The following is a 19,894-nucleotide window of genomic DNA, read 5'->3' as shown; positions in this document are numbered from 1 at the left end:
GTGCGCGCGCACCGGCAGGGCCGGCCACTGGCGCACCGGGCGGGCCGCGGTGGGGGTGGGGAGCCCACTCAATCGCTTTGGTATGTACCAGTCAAGGGTGTAGACCAATCAATTCACGCCGAAGCGGCCGGAGTTCGCGTCCCGCGCCCCCCGGAATCCGCCCCGCGACCAGGTCACACAGCCGGCGCGACCGGCCGGGGAAACCCCTTGCTGTACGCCACTTCACCGGCCTCCGACACGGCGAGGAGTTCGTATCCGTCCACGTCCTCGATCCAGTCCAGGGCCTCGGGTCCCCGCACGACGGCCGCGGTGGCGTAGGCGTCGGCCCAGGTGAGCCGGGGGCCGACGACCGTGGCCGAGAACAGGCCCGACGCGGGTGCGCCGGTGCGGGGGTCGAGGATGTGGGCGCCCCGTTCGGAGCGGCCCGATGTGGCCACCGCGAGGTGGTGGCCCGTCACGACGGTCAGCAGCTCCCCCGCCCGGGTCGGGTCGGCGATCCCGACGCGCCAGGGCCGCCCCGGCGAGGGTTCGGCGCCGAGTTGGAGGTCGCCGCCGCCGTTCACGTACGCGCGGTCGACGCCCGCGGCGGCGAGGATGCGGCACGCCTCTTCCACCGCCCAGCCCTTGACCAGGCCCGAGGGGTCGAGGCGGCCACCGGGGTACGCGGTGAAGCACCCGTGCGTGCGCCGCTCGGCCCCCGCGCACAGGTCGAGCACGTACCGGACCTCGTCCCCCATCTCCTCCAGGGCCCCCTCGCCCCGCCCGAGTCTGCTGATCGCGCTGTCGGACCTGTACGTCGAGAACACCTGGTCGACGTGGTGCAGCCAGGCCACGGCGTCGCGTACGGCCCGGTCGACGTCCGGTGTCGCGGGGTGGCGCAGGTCGAAGGAGAAGACGGTGCCCATCACGTGCTCGACATGGCGGACACCCGTCGTCGGCTCAGCCACGTGCCTGGTCCAATGCGCTCTGGAGGGACCTGATGTAGCCGTCGCTGGTGTAGCTGGCCCCGGACACGGCGTCGATCCGCGCACTGTTCGCCTGGAGGGCGGCGCTGGTGAGCCGGGGCACGGCGGTGGCCACGATCTGCTGCTCGCGGCCGGGTTCGTCCGGCGCCCGGAGGACCTTGACGGCGGTGAGCCTGCCGCCGGTGAGGGTGGCCTGCACCTGGACGGGTCCGTAGCGTGTGTCGATCGCATCGCCGGTGAAGGTGCCGCTGCGGCCCGCGTCGGCCGACGCGCCGGGGGCGGGGGTGGTGGTCGACGTTCCCGGGCCCGTCGTGCCGGACGGGGGGGCGGGCGCGGCGACGGCGGGTGAGCCACTGCCGTGCGGTTTCAGGGACAGCAGCAGCACCACGCCCGTGACGGTCGACAGGACGGTGACGGCTACTCGGCGCACGATGTGCTCCTTCGGCTGCGGACTGCGGAGGAAGGGGATACGGGGGGCTCGGGGGCCCGGGGGCCCGTGGGGGGGCGGGGGCCCGGTCAGAACGCGAACGACTCGTGGTGCACGCGCGCGCCGGGCACCCCGGCGGCCCGCAGCGCCTTGCGCGCGGCCTCCGTCATCCCGGGCGGCCCGCACAGGTACACGTCCCGCCCCGCCACATCGGGGACGAGCCGGGTGAGGGTGTCGGCGGAGAGCGGTATCCGGTACTCGGCCGGGGTGTCCACGGAGTAGTGGACGCGGGCGCCGCGCGCGACGGCGATGGCGTCGAGTTCGCCGCGCAGCGCGAGGTCCTGCGGGGACCGCGCCCAGTAGACGAGGACGGTGTCGCCGGGCAGGGTCTCGAACAGGGCGCGCATCGGTGTGATGCCGACGCCACCGGCGAGCAGCAGTGACTTCCCGGCGCGGGCGCGTTCCGGTATGAGACCGCCGTAGGGGCCCTCCGCCCAGACCCGGGTGCCGGGGGACAGCCGGGCGAGGGCGGCGCTGTGGCCGCCGACGGACTTGACGGTGATCCGCAGCCGGTCGGAGCCCGGGGGTGCGGACAGCGAGTACGGGTTGGCCGTCCACCACAGCCCCGGGGCGAGGAAGCGCCAGCGGAAGAACTGTCCCGGCCGGGCCGCCAGCTCCGTCAGGCGCCGGCCCGTGAGGTGGACCGACACCACACCCGGGGCCTCGGGCAGCACGGCGGCGACCCGCAGCCGGTGGCGCCACGCGGCCCGTACGGGGGCGAGGAACCGGAACCACACGATCAGGGCGGTGGCGCCCAGGTAGAGCCCGTACCAGGCGAGCTGCGCGGGCCGGTTGCCGACGAAGTCGGCGCCGTTGGAGAGCTGGTGCCCGAAGGCGAGGAAGATCGCCGCGTAGGTGGCGAAGTGGAGGTAGTGCCAGGTCTCGTAGCCGACGCGGCGGCGGGCCGCGCGCGCCGAGACGACCGCGGTGAGCAGGAACAGGAAGAACGCCGCCGTGGCCTTGAGCATGTCCGGGTAGTTCAGCACCACGGTCTTCGTCTCGTTCACGATGCCGGTGCCGCCGGTGAGCGAGTAGCCCCAGAGGATCAGCAGGGTGTGCGCGAGGATCAGGGAGATCGTGTACCGACCGCCCATGGCGTGCCAGCGGGCCAGCCGGTCGGAGCCGAGGGACCGGTCGAGGGCGGGTATGCGGGCCATCAGGGCGACGAGGACCGCGCACGCGTATCCGGCGAGCAGCCCGGTGATGCGTCCGGCGTCCGTGAGCCAGCCGGCCAGGCCGACCACGGAGGGTGTGTCGGACCACCACAGGACGAGTACGGCCGCGGCGCCGGTCCAGATCACGGCCTGGGCGACGAGGGGCGCCGCACGGGTGGCGGGCCCGCGCGGTGCCGCCCGGTGGGGATGCGCGGCGGGGGCTTCGGCACTCCGCGTGGTACCTGCTGTGCCTGTCACATGTTCTCCGATTCTCACGGTGGGGAGGTGGGAGGCGCCTGGCGCTCCACATTCACGGCGGTTTCTCTGAGAAGCCTCTGAAGCGGGAGCCGGTGAGGGGATTCAGAAGAAACTCAGAGGGAAGGTGGTGCCCCGCGCGCGGCTTGAGCGGCGATGCTGGGACGCACCATGCAGACACCTTCTTCTTCTCCCTCGCCCACACCCTCGCCGACTCCCTCGTCCGGGACCTCTTCCGCGGCCTCTCCCGCGACCTCTCCCGCGCACTCGCTGCGCAGGCCGGACGGCGGTCTGGTGCGGGTCCTGGTCGTGGACGACGAGCCGGATCTGACGGATGTCCTGGGCGCCGCGCTGCGCTCGGAGGGCTGGGACGTGCGGACCGTGGGCGACGGGGCGGGGGCGTGGGCGGCGGCCGAGGCGTTCCGGCCGGACGCGGTGGTCCTCGACTGGATGCTGCCCGACATGGACGGTCTGGCGGTGCTGCGCGGGCTGCGCGAGCGGTCACCGGGTGTGTGCGTGCTGTTCCTGACCGCGCGGGACGCGGTGGAGGACCGGATCGCGGGGATCACGGCGGGCGGCGACGACTACGTCACCAAACCGTTCAGTCTCGAAGAGGTCATCGCCCGGCTGCGGGGGCTGCTGCGGCGGGCCGGGATGACCCGGGACGCCGGCGAGTCGCGGCTGATCGTCGGGGACCTGGTGATGGACGAGGAGGCGCGCGAGGTGACCCGGGCGGGCCGCGCGGTGGACCTGTCCCGCACCGAGTTCGAGCTGCTGCGGTTCCTCATGCGCAACCCGCGCCGGGTCCTGTCGAAGGAGCAGATCCTGGACCGGGTCTGGTCGTACGACTTCGGTGGCCGGGCCCATGTCGTCGAGCTGTACATCAGCTATCTGCGCAAGAAGATCGACGCCGGGCACGCGCCGCTGATCCACACGGTGCGGGGTGTGGGCTACGTACTCAAGCAGGATCCGTCGTGAGACGCCGGCTGCTGCGCGCGCCCAGCTCGCTGCGGACGCGGCTGACCGCCGGGCTCGTGGTGCTGCTCGCCCTGGCATGTGTCGCCGTCGGGGTCACGACGGTCGTCGCACTCGAAGGGTTCCTCGTCAGGCGGCTCGACCAGCAGCTCCAGTCGGCCCAGGGCAAGTTCGCCGCGAGCCTGGAGCGGGAACCCAGCCCCGACGGGGACAACGTGCCGGACACCCGGGGCCAGTCCGAGGGCACCTTCGGCGCGTGCATCATCGGCGGGCAGATCCAGCGGGCGGCGGTCGTCAAGGACCAGTCCGACGCGGCCGTGCCGCTCACCGACGCCGACCGGGTGACCCTCAACAAGGTGCCGGTCGACGGGCAGGGCCACACCATCGAGCTGACCGGCGCGGGCCGCTACCGGGTGGTCGCCGTCCTCGGCGACGAGGCCGACACGCTGCTGACCGGTCTTCCGATGCGGCCGGTCGAGGAGACCGTGAACCGGGTGCAGCTGATCGAGGTGGCCGTGTTCGGTTCGGCGCTCCTCCTCACGGCCGTCGCGGGCGCCCTGTGGGTACGGCTGTCCCTCAAGCCGCTCCAGCGGGTCGCCCGGACCGCGACCGCGGTGACCCGGCTTCCGCTCGCGGCGGGCGAGGTGGCGATGCCCGAACCCGTGCCGCAGGGCGATCCCCGTACCGAGGTGGGGCAGGTGGCGCTGGCGCTCAACCGGATGCTCGGGCACGTCGGCGACGCGCTGACCCGGCGGCACGCGAGCGAGGAGCGGCTGCGGCGGTTCGCGGCCGACGCCAGCCATGAGCTGCGCACGCCGGTGGCGACGGTCCGCGCCCATGCCGAACTGGCGCTGCGGCACCCCGGTCCCGTGCCGCCGGAGGTGCGGCACGCCCTGGAGCGGGTGCAATCCGAGAGTGAGCGGATGAGCGGTCTCGTGGACGATCTGCTGCTGCTCGCCCGGCTGGACGCGGGCCGTCCGCTGGCCCGGGACCCGGTGGATCTGACGCGGCTCGCGATCGACACGCTGGACGACGCGCGCGCGGTGTCGCGGGACCACCGGTGGCTCCTGGACCTGCCGCTGGAGCCGGTGTTCGTGTCCGGTGACGAACACCGGCTGCACCAGGTCGCGGCCAACCTGCTGGCCAACGCCCGGCTGCACACCCCGCCCGGCACCACGGTCACGCTGTCCCTGACGGACGACGACGGACACGCCCGGCTCGCCGTCACGGACGACGGGCCGGGGATCCCCGCGGCGATCCAGCCGCAGATCTTCCAGCGGTTCACGCGGGCCGACCCGGGCCGCTCCCGCACGGCCGGCGGCACCGGGCTCGGCCTGTCCATAGTCGAGGCCGTGGTGCTCGCCCACAGCGGCACGGTCGAGGTGACCAGCCGCCCCGGTCACACCATGTTCCTGCTGTCCCTGCCGAGCACGGACCCGAAGGCGGAATGACCGCGCCGCGCCGACGGCAACACGGCGCACAGGGCGTCAGGACAGCGCCTCCGCCAGGGGACCGAGGGCGAGCGCGGGCAGATAGGTGAGCAGGGCCAGGACGACGGACGATCCGGTGGCGAGGGCCACGAAGCTCGCGCCCCGCGCCTGGAGGGTGCCGACGGTGACGGCCCCTGGCCGCTGCCGGGCGAGCCGCCCGGCGAGTGCCAGCAGCAGGACGATCGGCAGGTAACGGCCGATCAGCATGGCCGCGCTCATCAGCAGTTCGTGGAAGCCGGTGGCGCCGTTGAAGCCCGCCATGGCGCTGCCGTTGCTGAACACATTGGAGGTGTACGCGTAGATCGCCTCGGTCAGCCCGTGCGCCCTCGTGTTGCCCATCGAGGTCACCCCCGGCCCGAGCCCGACGGCGAGCGCCGCGCACACCAGGACGGTGACCGGTGCGACCAGCGTGTAGAGGACGACGTACCGCATCTCTCCGGGGCCGAGGCGTTTGCCCAGGTACTCGGGGGTGCGGCCGACCATGAGTCCGCCGATGAACATGGCCACCGCCACCGCGACGACCAGACCGTACAGCCCGCTGCCGGTGCCGCCCGGCGCGATCTCGCCGAGCATCATCCCGGCCAGGAGCGTCCCGCCGCCGAGCGCGGAGAAGCTGTCGTACGAGGAGTTGCCCGCGCCGTCCGCCGTGGCGGTGGCCGCGACCCCGAACAGGGTGCTGCCGGGGACGCCGATCCGGGTCTCGGTGCCCTCGTACGGACCGCCGACCGCAGCGGTGACCGTGCCGGTGTGGGCGTTCTGCGCGTAGGTGGCGGCGGTGACCAGCAGCCCGAAGAGGATGCCGACGACCGCGAGCAGCGTCCAGCCCTGGCGCGGGGAGCCGATGAGGCGGCCGTAGGTGCGGAGGAAGGCGGTGGGGATCAGCAGCATCAGCACGGTCTCGACGCCGTTGGTCCACGCCGACGGGTTCTCGAAGGGGTGGGCGCTGCTCGCGTTGAAGAAGCCGCCGCCGTCGCCCGAAAGGAGTTTGATCGGTTCCCAGGAGCCGACCGGACCACCGGGGAGCGTCTGGCCGCCGCCCGCGACGGTCGTCACGGTGTGCGGTGCGTCAAGGTTCTGCGGGACGCCGAGGGCGATGAGGAGGGCGCCGGAGACGACGGCGACCGGGATCAGGATCCGGAACACGGTACGGGTCAGGTCGACCCAGAAGTTGCCGAGTTCGCCGGTGCCCCGGCGGACGAGACCTCGGATCAGGGCGAGCGCGGCGCAGATACCGACGGCGGCCGACGCGAACGCCTGGGTGCCGAGGCCCGCCATCACGGCGAGGTGGCCCGTGGTGGATTCGGCGGCGTAGTTCTGCCAGCTCGTGTTGGTGGTGAAGCTGACGGCGGTGTTGAGGGCGAGCCGCCAGTCCAGGCCGGCGTGCCCGGTCGACCACGGAAGCTTGTCCTGGAACATCAGGAGCGCGCACAGGACGGCGATACCCGCCGCGCTGAAGGCGAGCAGCGCCGACAGATAGTGCCGGGCGTCCTGTTCCCGGCCGGGGTCGACGCCGAAGAGCCGGTAGAGGCGCCGTTCGGCCCGTGCGTGGTGATCGCTGTCGAGCACCCTCGCCATGTAGTCGCCGAGCGGGACGTGCAGCCCGACGACGACGGCGACCACGAGGGACGCCTGGAGCCAGCCGTACACGGTCATGCTCCCTTCAGGACGTGGGTCTTCACGGGGTGGGTGCGGTCGAGCGCCGCGTTGAGCAGGACCACGTTCACGGCGGGCTCGCCCAGGATGCCGAGGGCACGCCCTGTGGTGTACTCGGCGATCAGCGCCCGTACGGCGGACTCCGGCATCCGGCGCTCCCGGGCCACGCGGGCGGTCTGCACCCTGGCGTACGCGGGGCTGATCTGCGGGTCGAGCCCGGATCCGCTCGCGGTCACGGCATCGGGCGGTACGGCGGGGCGCGGGGATGCGTCGCCGCGTACGGGGACGACGGTCGCGGCGCTGTAGTCCGCGCCCGGCCGGGCGCAGACGACGGTGGCGCCTTGGTATGTGGTGCGGAACGGGCGTGCCGGACAGGGTTGGTTGAGGCTGACGACGCGGGTGACGGTGGGGCGGGGGCCGCCGCCCGGGGTGTCGGCGGTGGCTGCGGTGGCTGCGGTGGCTGCGGTGCGGAAGACGCCGAGTACGGCGCCCACGCCGTCGGCGGTGCAGTAGGGGCGCGATCCGTCGACGCCCTCCAACTCCCCCACGGCCTTGCTGCGCGCGCACACCTGTGTGAGGAGACTCGGCTTCCCGGACCCGGGGTCGCCCTTGACCGGGAGCACGTCCACGACGGATTCGGGACCGAGATTGCCGGCGCCGGACGCCGAAGCGTCGTACCCCGTACCGGCGTGCGAGGGCCGGGCCTGGAAGTAGAACGGAATCGGCCGCCCGTCACCATCGGCGAACGACTGCCCGACGAGGGAGCTGCCCGCCGGCCGGCCACCGGGTCCGGTGAGGACGGATCCCTGGGCGCTACCGCGCAGGCCGGGGAGTTGGGCGAGGGCGGTCATGGCGAGCGGGTAGGCAAGTCCGGCGAGCAGCGTCAGCGCCACGACGACACGGAGGGCCACGGCCTGCTGTGCGAGCCAGGAGGGTGGTCGTAGGAACCGGGGTCGCCGCGAGCGGTCGCAGGCGGGCACGGGGGTGGTCATCGGGGCGCTGCTCCTGAGGGAACGTTCCGGGCACGAACGGGATGCGGACACGAGGGGGCGCGGGGTGGGGACGCGGAGTGTGGGCGCGGCGTGCGGACGCGGCGTGTGGACAGAGAAACGCCCGGCCGGGGAGGCGACCGGGACGCACCACCGACGCTAAGCCCGCCTCACCCACCACCCCGCCACCTCATGACGCATCACTGACGGACACACCGGAACCACTGACGGAACACTGACGCGCCATAAGTGATTCGCGTCGGCCGTCGCCGCTCCTCAGACTGGTGACCATGCAGCGCATCGAGTTCCTGAACTACGCCGTGAGCGACCATCTGTCGTATCGCCTGTGGGGGTTCCGTGTCGACGGGACGGATCTGCGGGTACGGGTCGCCGACGCCACCCGCGAACTCTGGCGTCAGGAGCAGGAGGAGAAGAGTCCGGACGAGCGGGAACGGTTCCTGCGCGCCCAGCACGCCGGACTGCCGCTCCAGGACATCGATGACCCCGGACGCCATTTCCTCGGTGACCCCGCGCCGGAGTTCGCCGCCCCCTCCCCCGGTGCCACGCCGGTCCTGGGCTGCGCCTGCGGTGTCTGGGAGTGCTGGCCCCTGCTGACGGTCATCACCAGCACCCCGGAGACCGTCACCTGGTCGTCGTTCCGGCAGCCCTTCCGTCCGGAGTGGGGGGAGTTGTCGTTGGGCCCGTACGTCTTCGAACGCTCCGCCTACGAGGCCGCGCTCGCGAAGCCGGTCCACCTCACCAAGGACCCGTGGGCGGTGGACGACGAGGCGACGCCGTGATCGCCGGGCGCCGCCCTGGCCGACCGCCTGGTCAAGGGCGCGGGAGGGCCGGCTCGCCGTCCGGCGCCGGTGGACGTGTGGAATCGGGGGTCGGGCGGCGGGACGTCGGCAGGTCCCGGCACCGCCGGATCGGGGAGAAGAACAGGATCAGCGCGGCGAGTGGAATGCCGGCCGTCGTGATCGCCATGGCGGTGCGGATGCCGAGCGCGGTGCCGAGCGCGCCGCCGAGCAGGGCTCCGAGGGGGATCGTCCCGTAACTGAGGAACGCCGTGCTCGCGGTGAGGCGGCCGAGGAGTTCGGGCGGGCAGTAGCGCTGCTGGAAGCTCGCCTTGATGATGTTGCCGGCCACGACTCCCGCGGAGACACAGAAGCCGCCGACCACGAAGAGCAGGACACCGGCCCCGCCGACGGTCAGCGGGATGAGCAGGGCGAACACGGAGAGCCCCAGTTCGAACAGCAGCGTCGCGCGGGCCGTGCCGATCCTGACGGCGACCCTGCGTGCGGCGAACGCCCCGGCGACGCCTCCCGCGCCGGTCGCCGCGATGAGCGCGCCGACCGGTCCGGGGGCCAGGCCGACGGTACGGACCAGGAAGACCACTTGGATCGACTGGTAGCCCATCAGGGCCAGGTTGGAAGCGGCTCCGAAGAGCGTGAGGGTGCGCAACCAGCGGTCGTGCGCGATCAGCCGCAGACCTTCACGGACTTCACCGACCAGTGAGCTGGAGCGCGGCCCGGTCATGGCCGCGCGGGGCTCGCGGTGCCGGATGCCCGCCAGGCAGAGAAGGGAGACGAGGAAGGTCGAGGCGTGGGCGAACATCCCGTTCACGGCGCCTGCCATCTGGGCGATCAGGCCGCCCGAGCCGAGCCCGGCGATCTGGGCGGCGGACGCGCTGCCGTGCAGTTTGGCGTTGCCCTCGGGCTGGTCGGCCGGCTCCAGGATGCTGGGGAGGTAGGCGCTGTAGGCGGTCTGGAAGAACACCGCCGCCGTGCCCGTCAGCAGGGCGACGGCCAGCAGCAGTTCGATGCTCAGGCGGTCGAACCGTGCGGCGACCGGCACACCGGCGAACAGGACGAGGGAGACCGCGGCGGCGGTCAGCATGATCGGTCTGCGCCGCAGCCGGTCCACCCAGGCACCGACCGGGAGACCGATGATCAGCCAGGGCGCCCAGGCGGCGGCGCTCAGCAGCCCGACCTCGAACGTGCTCGCGTGCAGGGTCGAAACGGCGACCAGCGGCATCGCGACGCCGGAGACGGACGCGCCGAACTTGCCGGCGGTCTCGCCGCACCACAGCAGCCGGAAATCACGGTGACGCCTCAGCAGACCACCACGTATGCCCTGACTCGTGCGTATGCCCCGGCTCGTACGTTTCCCCTGACTCGTACGTTTCCCCTGGCTCATGCGGTGCCCCGCGCCTTGCGGGGGAAGGACTGGAGCTGCACGACGACGGGTAGGGCGTCCGGCGCGGGCCCGGTGTCCGGGGCGGCGGCGGTGTGGCGGGCGATGACGGCCGCCAACTCCGCGTTGAGCGCGGACAGTTGATCCGGCGTCAGCCGCAGATCGCGCCAGTCGGCGATGGTGCCCGCGCTGCGCCACCCGTCGTCCCAGTCCTCGTTGAGGTAGGTCACGACCCGGTTGAAGTACTGCTGCACCAGTTCGTGCAGGTAGACCGAGAGCGCGCCCCGGGTGTCGGGGTCGTCGCGGAAGTCGGCGGTGTTCAGCTCGTTCGTGACGCCGACCCTTCGCCACCAGCGCTGACGCTTCGTGCCCCGGCCGGTCTCCTCCTCGATGAAGCCGTGCTCGGCGAGGTGGCGCAGATGCCAGCTGACGGTGCCGGTGTTCTCGCCGAGGCGTTCGGCGAGACCGGTGGCGGTGGCCGGTCCGTCCAGACTCAGCAGCTCCAGGATGGTCATCCGCAGCGGGTGGGCCAGTCCGCGCAGACTGCGGGCGTCGATACGCCGGGTGGGCCTGGGCCCGACCGTGTCGGGCCGGGCCGCGGGTGTGCGTTCGGATTCATCGGGCATACCCCCCAGCCTAAGTTGCAGAGTGTCCTCTGCATAGGAGTTATTGCAGCGGACACTCTGCAACTTGGCGGGCCGTACTCAGCCTTCGGGGTCCCCGTCGGCGTCGGGGGTGTCGGTGGTGTCGGTGGTGTCGTCCTCGGGGCCCGGGGGCTGGGCGCGGGCCTTGACGTCCGCTTCGACATCGCTACGCGGAACCCCCTGCTCCCGCGCGAACTCCGTCACCGCGGACTGCACGTCCCGGGCCAGATCGCGCCAGGCGCGCCACGCGGTCTCGTACGTCGTCGTCTGCGTCTCGCTCCAGCCGGAACCGTGCGTCGGCGCGCCGTGGGTGTCCCGTAGCGCGAGGACTTTCGCGTGGGCCTCGTTCGCTACCTGCTGCTTCTCGACCAGCTCTTCGAAGGTGTGTGCCACGCGGCCGGAGCGTACGGCCGTCCACCGGCCGCTCCCCGTCGCGACCCGCGCGGCGGGGCCCAGGACCGCCGCGCACCACCCGGGTGGTCCCCGCACCACCCGGGCGACGGCGCTCGGACCGCGGCTACAGCGTGCGCTCCAGCCGCTCCGCCATCAGCTTGACGAAGCGCGCGGGGTCCTTCGGCTGGCCTCCCTCGGCGAGGACCGCCAGAGCGTGCAGGAGTTCGGCGGTCTCGGCGAGGCCGGTGCGGTCCGCGCGCTCCGTGAATCCCTCGTTCATGCCCTTGACCAGCAGATGGTCGGGGTTGAGTTCGAGGATCCGCTTGGTGGCCGGGACCTCCTGGCCCATCGCCCGGTACATGTTCTCCAGGGCCGGTGTGATGTCGTGCGCGTCCGAGACGACGCAGGCCGCGGACACGGTGAGGCGCGAGGAGAGGCGTACTTCCTTGACGTCGTCGCCCAGGTGCCCGGACATCCAGCCGAGCAGGTCCGCGTATGCCTCGTTCTGCTTCTCCCGCTTCTCCCGGTCCTCGTCGGCCGACTCCTCCTCGCCGTCGCCGAGGTCGATCTCGCCCTTGGCGACGGACCGCAGCGACTTCCCCTCGTACTGGGCGACGGCGCCGACCCAGACCTCGTCCACGGGGTCGGTGAGGAGCAGCACCTCGATGCCCCTGGCCTTGAACGCCTCCATGTGCGGGGAGTTCTCGATGCTCTGACGGGAGTCACCCGTCATGTAGTAGACGTCGTTCTGCCCGTCCTTCATGCGCTCGACGTACCGTTCCAGCGTCGTCGGCTCGCTCTCGTCGTGGGTGGTCGCGAACGACGAGACGGCGAGGAGGGCGTCGCGGTTGTCGGAGTCGGTGAGCAGGCCCTCCTTGAGGACCGCGCCGAACTCGCGCCAGAAGGTGGCGTAGCGGTCCGGGGCGGAGTTCATCATGTCCTTGACCGACGACAGGACCTTCTTGGCGAGCCGGCGGTGCATCAGCTGGATCTGGCGGTCCTGTTGAAGGATCTCGCGGGACACGTTGAGCGACAGGTCCTGGGCGTCGACGACGCCCTTGACGAAGCGCAGGTACGGGGGCAGCAGCGCTTCGCAGTCCTCCATGATGAAGACGCGCTTCACATAGAGCTGTACGCCGCGCTGGTGGCCCCGGTGGAACAGGTCGTGCGGGGCCTGCGCCGGGATGAAGAGCAGTGCCTGGTACTCGAAGGTGCCCTCGGCCTGGAGGCGGATGGTTTCGAGCGGGTTCGTCCAGTCGTGGCTGATGTGCTTGTACAGCTCGTGGTACTCGTCGTCGGACACCTCGTCGCGGGAGCGGGCCCAGAGCGCCTTCATCGAGTTCAGCGTCTCGGGTTCGGCCGCGACGGCCGCGTCACCGGTGTCGCCACCGGTCTCGCCACCACCCTGGTCGCCCTCCTGGTCGCCCTCCTGGTCGCCCTTCTCCGCCGCCGGGGGCGTCGGGGTGGCCGTCCTGATGGGCCAGGTGATGAAGTCCGAGTACCGCTTGACGATCTCCTTGATCTTCCAGGCGGAGGTGTAGTCGTGGAGCTGGTTCTCGGGGTCGGCCGGCTTGAGGTGGAGCGTGACCGAGGTGCCCTGCGGGGCGTCGTCCACGCTCTCCAGGGTGTACGTGCCCTCGCCGCGCGACGTCCAGCGGGTGCCCTGGCTCTCGCCGGCGTGCCGGGTGAGGAGGGTGACCTCGTCCGCCACCATGAAGCTCGCGTAGAACCCGACGCCGAACTGGCCGATGAGACCTTCCGCCCCCGCGGTGTCCTGGGCCTCCCGCAGCTCCTTCAGGAACGCGGCGGTGCCCGAGTTGGCGATCGTGCCGATGAGCCGGGACACCTCGTCGTACGACATCCCGATGCCGTTGTCGCGCACCGTCAGGGTGCGGGCGTCCTTGTCCGTCTCGATCTCGATCCGCAGGTCGGACGCGTCGGCGTCGAGAGTGTCGTCGCGCAGCGCGGCGAGCCGCAGCTTGTCCAGTGCGTCGGACGAGTTGGAGATCAGTTCACGGAGGAAGACATCCTTGTTCGAGTAGATCGAGTGGATCATCAGCTGAAGCAGCTGGCGGGCCTCTACTTGGAACTCAAACGTTTCGGTCGGCATGGTTCGCGTCTACCTCACAGGTTCCAGAATCGCCGGACTGGTCGGCGGCCACTTTAGATCAGCAAGTCCCGGTGGATTCGCCTACTTTCGGTCCTGAAGGAATCGCGAGTGGTCGGCCGTCTCGACCCGGTGGCGTCACCGCGGCGCCGACTCCGCCTCCTCGGCCACCCTCACCACGGGCCCCACCGGCTTCCGCCCGCGCAGGGTGAGGCCCGGCAGGGCGACGGCGAAGGCGACCGCGGCCAGGGCGGCGGCGCCCAGCAGGCCGGTCCGTGCGGCGGCCGGGAAGTCGCGGTGGGTGGACAGGAGTTGGCCGAAGTAGAGCGAGCCGGCCAGGCCGGTGCCCAGCGAGGTGCCGATCTTCATGCCGGTCTGGTAGACGCCGGCGGCCGTACTGCCTTCCCCGCGCGGCACGGACTGCAGGGCGAGCGTCTGGTTCGCGGCGATGACGCAGCCCGCGCCGCAGCCGGCCAGCAGCAGCGGCAGGGCCATCCTCAGGAACATGTTGTCGCCGGCCGACGAGCCGCCCACCACCAGCGCGTTGGCGCCGAGCCCGAGGGCGGTCAGCGCGGTGCCCGTCACGACGAGGCGGCGGCCGACGCGGTGCGCGAGGCGTCCGCTGACGATCCCGCAGACCGCCGAGCCGACGGTGAACACCACGGTGCACAGTGACGCCTTCAGCGGCGAGTAGTGCATGCCCTGCTGGAGGAACTGCGAGAGGACGATGAAGATGCCCGTGAATCCGCCGTACAGCGCGGCGGCGACCAGCGCGCCGACCCAGTAGGTGCGCTCCCGGAAGAGGTTCAGGTCGACCAGCGGCTGCCGGTTCCGCTCGGCCAGCCGGCGTTCCCAGAAGGTGAAGACGGCCAGCAGGCCGAGACCGGCACCGGCAAGCCACCACCGCCGCCCCGCCCAGTCGCCGCTCTGCAACAGCGGCAGCATCACGGCCGTCACGGCGAGGCCGAGCACCAGCATGCCGACCAGGTCGAGGCTGCTGCGCCGCCCGGCGCGCCGTCCCTCGGGGAGCAACCGCGCGGCGAGGAAGAACGCGAGCACGTTCAGGGGGACGAACAGGAAGAAGATCCAGCGCCAGCCGTCGGCCGTTCCGAAGCCCTGGAGGACGAGTCCGCCCAGGAGCGGGCCGATCGCCGTGGAGAGGCTGACGGTCGCGCCGTAGTAGCCGAAGGCCCGGCCCCGTTCGCGCGGTGGGTACATCTGGTGCAGCAGGCCGACCACCTGCGGCGCGACGAGACCGGCCGCGACGCCTCGGGCGAGCCGCGCCGCGACCAGCCAAGTGGCGTCGGGCGCCACTCCGCACAGCACACCCGTGACGGTGAACAGCGCCATCCCGACGAGGAAGACCTTCCTGCGGCCCAGCTCGTCGCCGAGCCGGCCGCTCGGGATCAGCGTCAGGCCGAAGGTCAGGGTGTATCCGGCGATCGACCAGGTCGCCTGGGCGGACGACAGGTGCAGGTGGTGCTCCATGGAGGGCAGCGCCACGGTCACGATGCTCACGTCGAGCAGGGTGAGGAAGGCTGCGGTGATGCAGATGGCCAGCGCCTGAGCGCGGCGCCGGGTGGTGAGTTCCACGGAATCCGAATCGGAATCGGAATCGGAATCGGAATCCGCGAGGGAACTGGAAACGGAATCGGAGGTACCGGGGCGTCCCTTGTTCCCGGGTGTTTCCTGTGCTGCGGTGAGGTCTTCCGGCGTCTTTGCCATGGTGTCCCTCTGTTTCCCATCGGCTCTGTACGGGAGTGCGATGCCGTGGCGGGTGCGGGGAGCGTCCCGCCGGGGAATGCGGCTCGTCCAGTGGGGTCGGCCGGTGCGGTCGGTCGGTGCGGTCGGCCGGTGGAGCGGCATTCGTTTCCCTGAGGTCGGGACCGTCCTGAACTCCGGTCCCGACCCCCGTACAAAAGGTGCTCAGCCCGCGTCCGCGACGAGCCCGGCCTTCTGTACGCCGTGGACCGCGACGGTCTCGTCGTTGTCGGGCCGGTCACCGCTGACGCCCACGGCGCCGAGCAGTTCGCCGTCCTCGTCGCGAATCAGTACGCCACCCTTCGATGCGGCGACGCGGCCCTCGGAGATCGCCGCGAGGGCGGCGAAGAACGCGGGGTCGCGGGTGGCGTGCCGGGCGCCGGCCGCGCCGCCCTGCCCGGTGCCGAGGCAGCCCCACGCCTTGGCGTGCGCGATCTGCGGGCGCAGGATGCCCGCCCGCTCCTCGCGCTTGACGACGAGGGGATGGCCGCCGGGGTCGAGCACGGTGACGGTCAGCGGGCGCAGGCCCAGCTCGCGGGCGTGCCCGAGGGCCGCGTCCACGATCTCGGACGCCTGGTTCAGTGTCAGTCCACTCATGGCTGTCGCTCCTGTTCTTCTCGGATGGATCTGTCGGGCTGTCGGGGAATGCTGCTCGCCGCGTCCGTGTCGCTGACCCGCGTGGCCGCGTACAGGCCCAGCAGGTTGAGCACGGCGAGGGTGAGGAAGGCGATCCGGTAGCCGTCCGTGGTGGTGCCGGCGCCGGAGCCGGACGTACCCGCCGACACCAGAACCGTGGTGGCGACCGCGACACCGATCGCGCCGCCGAGCCGCCGGCCGACGTTGAACAGCGTCGAGGCCCTGCCGGACGCGGCCGGCGTCACCGTCGCGAACGACGCGGACTGGGTGCCCACGAAGACCTGTCCCACGGCGAGGCCCACGCCGAACAGGAGCGGCACGACCAGCCACAGGCCGGTGTCCTCGCGCAGCAGCAGACCCATCGCCGCGAGGACGGCGCTCGTCGCGGCCACGCCCAGGATCAGGTGCCGGCGGGGTCGGAGCCGCCGGTAGAGGACACGCCCCGCGAGCTGCGAGCCGGTGACCACGCCCAGCGCCTCGGGGAAGGTGCACAGCCCGGCGGCCAGCGGTGACATCCCCCGCTCGTCCTGGAAGTAGAGGGTCAGCGTGAACAGGGTGCCGAGGAAGGCCACCGACTCCACGGTCATCACGGTCGTACCGGAGGCGAACAGACGGTTCGTCAGCAGGCGTACGTCGATCATCGGCAGCCGTTTGCGGAGTTCGACGGCGACCATCGCGGCGACCAGGACGGCGCCGCAGGCCAGGGCGGCGGTCACCGGGACGGTGGTCCAGCCCCGCGCGGGCCCCTCCGAGACGCCGTACATCACCAGCGCGAACCCGGACGCGGCGAGCAGGAAGCCGGTCAGGTCGAACCGTTCGGCGGGCCGGGCCGGTTCGGTGCGCAGGCGCAGCGCGCCGAAGACGGTGGCGAAGACGCCGACCGGGACATTGACGTAGAAGATCGCCCGCCAGGACACCTGGGTGACGAGGACACCGCCGAGCACCGGTCCCATGGTGGGGGCGAGCCCGTTGGCGATGCTGAGGACCGACGATGCCCGCACCCGTTCCTCAGGGGCGAAGGCGCGCAGCAGCATCGCCATACCGACCGAGGCGAGCATGCCGCCGCCCAGGCCTTGCAGCACGCGGTAGACGACCAGTTGGCCGAGGCTGGTGGCCGTTCCGCACAGGGCCGACGCCACGGTGAAGACGGCGACGGCGGTCAGCAGGGTGCGTTTGCCGCCGAAGCGGTCGCCGAGCCAGCCCGAGGCGGGTACGGCGACGGCGAGGCTCACCAGATAGGCGATCGACACGGTGTCGACGGCCGTGGAGGGGACGTCAAACGCACGGCCGATGGTCGGCAGCGCGACATTGACGATGGTCATGTCGAGGGTGCTGAGGAACAGCCCGGCCACATAGACGACGCAGACGGCCACCTTCTGGCTGACGGTGGCGCGCGGGACGCGCCGCCGGCGGGACACGTCGGCGGTGGATGCCCCGGCCGGGTGCGGGCTCATCCGATCGGGGCGGTGGGCCGCGCCGTGGCGAGCGCGACGGTCAGCCGGAGCAGTGCGTCGAGTACGCCGGTGGCGTTCTCTTCGAGTCCGGGCGCGGGTTCGAAGCGGCCCACGTCGGTGATCGCCTGGCGGACGAAAGGGATGTGCACGGAGCCGTTGAGCGGCACCATGCCGAGCGCGGCCACGACCGGGAGCAGTGCCTGCACGGCTCTGGCGCCCGCGGCGACTCCGCCGTAGCCGACGAAGGCGACCGGTTTGCCGTGCCACTCCCGCGCGAGGTAGTCGAGGGCGTTCTTGGTGGCCGCGTTGTAACTGTGGTTGTACTCCGGCACGACGAAGGCGTACGCGTCGGCCGCGCGGACGGTCTCGCTCCAGCGCCGGGTGTGGTCGTGGGCGTAGTCGCCGCGCTGCGGTGGGCGCGGCTCGTCCAGCAGGGGCAGGCCGACCTCGGCGAGGTCGACGAGTTCGGTGGCGAATCCGGCGTGCCGGAGCGCCACGGAGTGAAACCAGTCGGCGACGGCGGGGCCTCGGCGGCCCGGCCGGGTACTGCCGATGATGATCTGGAGACGGGGTTGGGGCTGGGGCTGGGGTTGAGGCTGGGGCTGGGGTTGGGTTTGGGTTTGGGCTTCGGATTGGGGCTGGGGTTGGGGTTGGGGCATCGCTGACCTCCGGTCGCTCATCCGTTACGTCCCTTGCGTCCGCTGCTCATCCGCTGCATCTGTCGGCTCCCTTGCTCAGTCGTCGAGGACGACGTGGTTCTCGACGGCGCCCAGGCCCTCGACCTCGCCGCGGACGAGGTCGCCGGGGTGTACGGGGCCGTGGCCGGGCGGGGTGCCGGTGGAGAGGATGTCGCCGGGCGCGAGGGTGAGCGCGGCGGTGAGCCAGGCGAGTTGTTCGGGGATGCTGTGGAACATCTGGGCGGTGCTGCCGTCCTGGCGCGGCTCACCGTTGACCCACTGGCGGATGCGCAGGGCGTGCGGGTCGGGGATCTCGTCGGCCGTCACGAACCAGGGGCCGCAGATGCCGTAGGTGTCGAACCCTTTGCCCCGGTCCATGCGGTGGTTGTCCAGCTCCGCGACGTCCCGTGAGCCGACGTCGCAGAAGCCGACGTAACCGGCCACCGCGCGCAAGGCGTTGTCGGGGGTGAGGAAGCGGGAGCGGGGCCCGATGACGACGGCCAGCTCCATCTCCGGGGCGACCTGCTCACTGATCACGGGGTGCCGCAGGTCGTCGTACGGACCGGCCAGTGCGCCGGGGGCCTTGAGGCAGCCCTGGAGGCCGCGCCGGGGCGGGCGTTCCACTCCGGGCGCGGCCGGCCGCCGGGGGTAGTTGGCGAGCATGCACCAGACGGTGTGCGGGCGCCCGACCGGCGGGCCGAGCCGTTCCATGACGTCGGACCAGAGGCAGTCCGCGTGCAGGTCGCCGCTGTCCAGCTGCTCGACGGACCAGTCGAACACACGGCGTACGGCGGTCAGTCGAGGGTCGGCCCGGAGGAGCGCCGGCAGGTCGCCCGAGGGGATGTCGAGACGGGCGCGGGCGAGGGCGTCGTCCCGGTGGACGCCCTGGGTCTCCAGGCACCGTACGGCGGCGGCCTGGACGTCGATGAGCTGGTGCGGAACGACTTCGGCGAAACAGAGCCGGTCACCGAAGGGGGTCCGCCGCGAGGCGATCTTCATGAGCTGCGGGGAGCTTTCCGTCGTGGCGGGTGAGGGGGCGTGTGGCGGGTGAGGAGGCGCGTGGCGGTGAAGGGGGCGCGGCGGTGAGGAGGCGCGGGCGGCGTTCCGGGCCGAGGGGCGCTCGGGAGGGGCGTGCCGTCCCGAGCCACCGCCCGGCGGTGAGACCTCGGCCGCCCTAGCCGCCCTCAGTCGTACTGGACCGTCCTCAGCCGTTGTCGGCTTCCTTGGCGTTCTCGAATCGGATGCCGCCGTCGGTGACGACGGTGACGAACTTGTCGTCGTCCGGCTCGACCGGGAGCTGGATCGGCGGGAGACCCACCGTGTACAGCACGAACTCCTCGTCCGCGACGAAGCGGGCCTTCTCACCGGGGTCGGCCTCGACCGCGCCGAGGTGGCCGATCCCGGTTCCCTCGACGGTGCCGCTGCCCGCGAGGACGACGGTCAGCCGCTTGGCGTCGTCGCTCTGCGAGATCCACTCGGCGCCGGCCTCGACCCGGATGAACTCGACCCAGAACTGCCGCTCGGTGTAGGTACCGATGTGCTTGCGGCTGACGCCCGGACTGCCCGCCACCGGAAGCCAGTTGAAGTGGTCCGGGTTGCTGATGACGACGCCGTTGTAGCGCGGCTTGGGGAACTTCTGCTCCCGTCGCGGGCGCCGCTCCTCCTGGGCCTGCCGGTTGTCCGGGCCGCGCCCGCGTCCCGCGGCCATGCCGAGCGCGGAGGCGCCGCCGAACTGCAGGACGAGCTGGATCTGATGGGGGTCGGTGAGCTTGTCGTCCTGCGGCCCGTACGTCTGGCCCTCGGGGAAGTAGCCGACCTCGCCCTCGCGCAGGATGCCCTGCTCACCCAGGTTCATGTCACCGACCAGGGGCAGCCGGATCTGCTCGAAGGTGTGGCAGTGCCGGGGCATCAGGAAGTCGGCCTCCTGACGGCCCAGGATGTAGCGGTAGTTCTCCAGGGGCTTGCTGCGGTCGCCCATGAGCAGATAGTTGAACGAGACGGTCCCCCTGGGGTGGTCCATCTTGAACGCGTTCTCGTCGAACGGTGCGATCTTCATCG

The 19,894-nt window shown here is 71.8% G+C and carries 18 protein-coding genes; 3 read left to right on the top strand and 15 right to left on the bottom strand.

Features of this window, described 5'->3' with window-relative positions; translation table 11 throughout:
- Positions 1–173: 173 nt before the first annotated feature.
- The 3 genes from ACIQNU_RS09450 to ACIQNU_RS09440 form a co-directional block, all read right to left on the bottom strand.
- The gene (locus ACIQNU_RS09450) at positions 174–947 is read right to left on the bottom strand and encodes an FAD:protein FMN transferase (RefSeq protein WP_401363262.1); all 774 of its coding nucleotides are present in this window, start codon (positions 945–947) and stop codon (positions 174–176) included.
- Entirely contained in the window at positions 940–1,395 is a 456-nt protein-coding gene (locus ACIQNU_RS09445) for an FMN-binding protein (RefSeq protein ID WP_401363259.1), read from the bottom strand. The genes ACIQNU_RS09450 and ACIQNU_RS09445 overlap by 8 nt, the downstream gene beginning before the upstream one ends.
- Before the next feature lie 86 nt (positions 1,396–1,481).
- Positions 1,482–2,864 (bottom strand): ferric reductase-like transmembrane domain-containing protein, encoded by a 1,383-nt coding sequence (locus ACIQNU_RS09440; RefSeq protein ID WP_401363257.1) that lies wholly within the window; start codon positions 2,862–2,864, stop codon positions 1,482–1,484.
- Between the two features lie 168 nt (positions 2,865–3,032).
- On the opposite strand from ACIQNU_RS09440, the gene ACIQNU_RS09435 reads away from it, so the two are divergent.
- Both ACIQNU_RS09435 and ACIQNU_RS09430 read left to right on the top strand, forming a co-directional pair.
- Positions 3,033–3,839 (top strand): response regulator transcription factor, encoded by an 807-nt coding sequence (locus ACIQNU_RS09435; RefSeq protein ID WP_401363255.1) that lies wholly within the window; start codon positions 3,033–3,035, stop codon positions 3,837–3,839.
- Positions 3,836–5,287, top strand: a complete 1,452-nt coding sequence (locus ACIQNU_RS09430; protein ID WP_401363252.1) for a sensor histidine kinase — start codon at positions 3,836–3,838, stop codon at positions 5,285–5,287. The genes ACIQNU_RS09435 and ACIQNU_RS09430 overlap by 4 nt, the downstream gene beginning before the upstream one ends.
- 36 nt (positions 5,288–5,323) lie before the next feature.
- On the opposite strand, the gene kdpA is transcribed toward ACIQNU_RS09430, so the two are convergent.
- Together kdpA and ACIQNU_RS09420 are read right to left on the bottom strand one after the other, a co-directional pair.
- On the bottom strand, positions 5,324–6,979 hold the full coding sequence (gene kdpA, locus ACIQNU_RS09425; RefSeq protein ID WP_401363249.1) for a potassium-transporting ATPase subunit KdpA: 1,656 nt from the start codon (positions 6,977–6,979) through the stop codon (positions 5,324–5,326).
- Complete coding sequence (locus ACIQNU_RS09420; RefSeq protein ID WP_401363247.1) at positions 6,976–7,971, bottom strand: potassium-transporting ATPase subunit C; 996 nt, start codon at positions 7,969–7,971, stop codon at positions 6,976–6,978. Before ACIQNU_RS09420 ends, kdpA begins: the two co-directional genes overlap by 4 nt.
- A 287-nt stretch (positions 7,972–8,258) precedes the next feature.
- On the opposite strand from ACIQNU_RS09420, the gene ACIQNU_RS09415 reads away from it, so the two are divergent.
- On the top strand, positions 8,259–8,768 hold the full coding sequence (locus tag ACIQNU_RS09415; RefSeq protein ID WP_401363244.1) for a hypothetical protein: 510 nt from the start codon (positions 8,259–8,261) through the stop codon (positions 8,766–8,768).
- Positions 8,769–8,799: 31 nt separating this feature from the next.
- On the opposite strand, the gene ACIQNU_RS09410 is transcribed toward ACIQNU_RS09415, so the two are convergent.
- The 10 genes from ACIQNU_RS09410 to ACIQNU_RS09365 all read right to left on the bottom strand — a co-directional run bounded on the left by ACIQNU_RS09410 (position 8,800) and on the right by ACIQNU_RS09365 (position 19,892).
- On the bottom strand, positions 8,800–10,167 hold the full coding sequence (locus ACIQNU_RS09410; RefSeq protein ID WP_401363241.1) for an MFS transporter: 1,368 nt from the start codon (positions 10,165–10,167) through the stop codon (positions 8,800–8,802).
- The gene (locus ACIQNU_RS09405) at positions 10,164–10,790 is read right to left on the bottom strand and encodes a helix-turn-helix domain-containing protein (RefSeq protein WP_401363238.1); all 627 of its coding nucleotides are present in this window, start codon (positions 10,788–10,790) and stop codon (positions 10,164–10,166) included. The genes ACIQNU_RS09410 and ACIQNU_RS09405 overlap by 4 nt, the downstream gene beginning before the upstream one ends.
- A gap of 78 nt (positions 10,791–10,868) precedes the next feature.
- Positions 10,869–11,201 (bottom strand): hypothetical protein, encoded by a 333-nt coding sequence (locus tag ACIQNU_RS09400; RefSeq protein ID WP_401363236.1) that lies wholly within the window; start codon positions 11,199–11,201, stop codon positions 10,869–10,871.
- Between the two features lie 124 nt (positions 11,202–11,325).
- A complete protein-coding gene (htpG, locus tag ACIQNU_RS09395) occupies positions 11,326–13,311 on the bottom strand; it encodes a molecular chaperone HtpG (protein WP_401363233.1) in 1,986 nt (661 codons plus the stop codon).
- Between the two features lie 135 nt (positions 13,312–13,446).
- Positions 13,447–14,901 (bottom strand): MFS transporter, encoded by a 1,455-nt coding sequence (locus ACIQNU_RS09390; RefSeq protein WP_401363230.1) that lies wholly within the window; start codon positions 14,899–14,901, stop codon positions 13,447–13,449.
- Between the two features lie 333 nt (positions 14,902–15,234).
- Positions 15,235–15,666: a heme-binding protein gene (locus ACIQNU_RS09385; protein ID WP_401363227.1), complete on the bottom strand. Its 432-nt coding sequence runs from the start codon at positions 15,664–15,666 to the stop codon at positions 15,235–15,237.
- Positions 15,663–17,159: an MDR family MFS transporter gene (locus ACIQNU_RS09380; RefSeq protein WP_401363224.1), complete on the bottom strand. Its 1,497-nt coding sequence runs from the start codon at positions 17,157–17,159 to the stop codon at positions 15,663–15,665. Before ACIQNU_RS09380 ends, ACIQNU_RS09385 begins: the two co-directional genes overlap by 4 nt.
- Positions 17,156–17,713, bottom strand: a complete 558-nt coding sequence (locus ACIQNU_RS09375) for an NADPH-dependent FMN reductase (protein ID WP_401364226.1) — start codon at positions 17,711–17,713, stop codon at positions 17,156–17,158. Before ACIQNU_RS09375 ends, ACIQNU_RS09380 begins: the two co-directional genes overlap by 4 nt.
- 180 nt (positions 17,714–17,893) lie before the next feature.
- Entirely contained in the window at positions 17,894–18,835 is a 942-nt protein-coding gene (locus ACIQNU_RS09370; RefSeq protein ID WP_401363221.1) for a fumarylacetoacetate hydrolase family protein, read from the bottom strand.
- A 205-nt stretch (positions 18,836–19,040) separates the two neighbouring features.
- Positions 19,041–19,892: a hypothetical protein gene (locus ACIQNU_RS09365; protein ID WP_401363218.1), complete on the bottom strand. Its 852-nt coding sequence runs from the start codon at positions 19,890–19,892 to the stop codon at positions 19,041–19,043.
- Positions 19,893–19,894: the final 2 nt, after the last annotated feature.

It is taken from the genome of Streptomyces sp. NPDC091292, from assembly GCF_044757265.1.
Taxonomy (GTDB): Bacteria; Actinomycetota; Actinomycetes; order Streptomycetales; family Streptomycetaceae; genus Streptomyces.
Note: the sequence above shows the minus strand (reverse complement) of the source record. Positions and strands in the feature narration are given on the sequence as shown.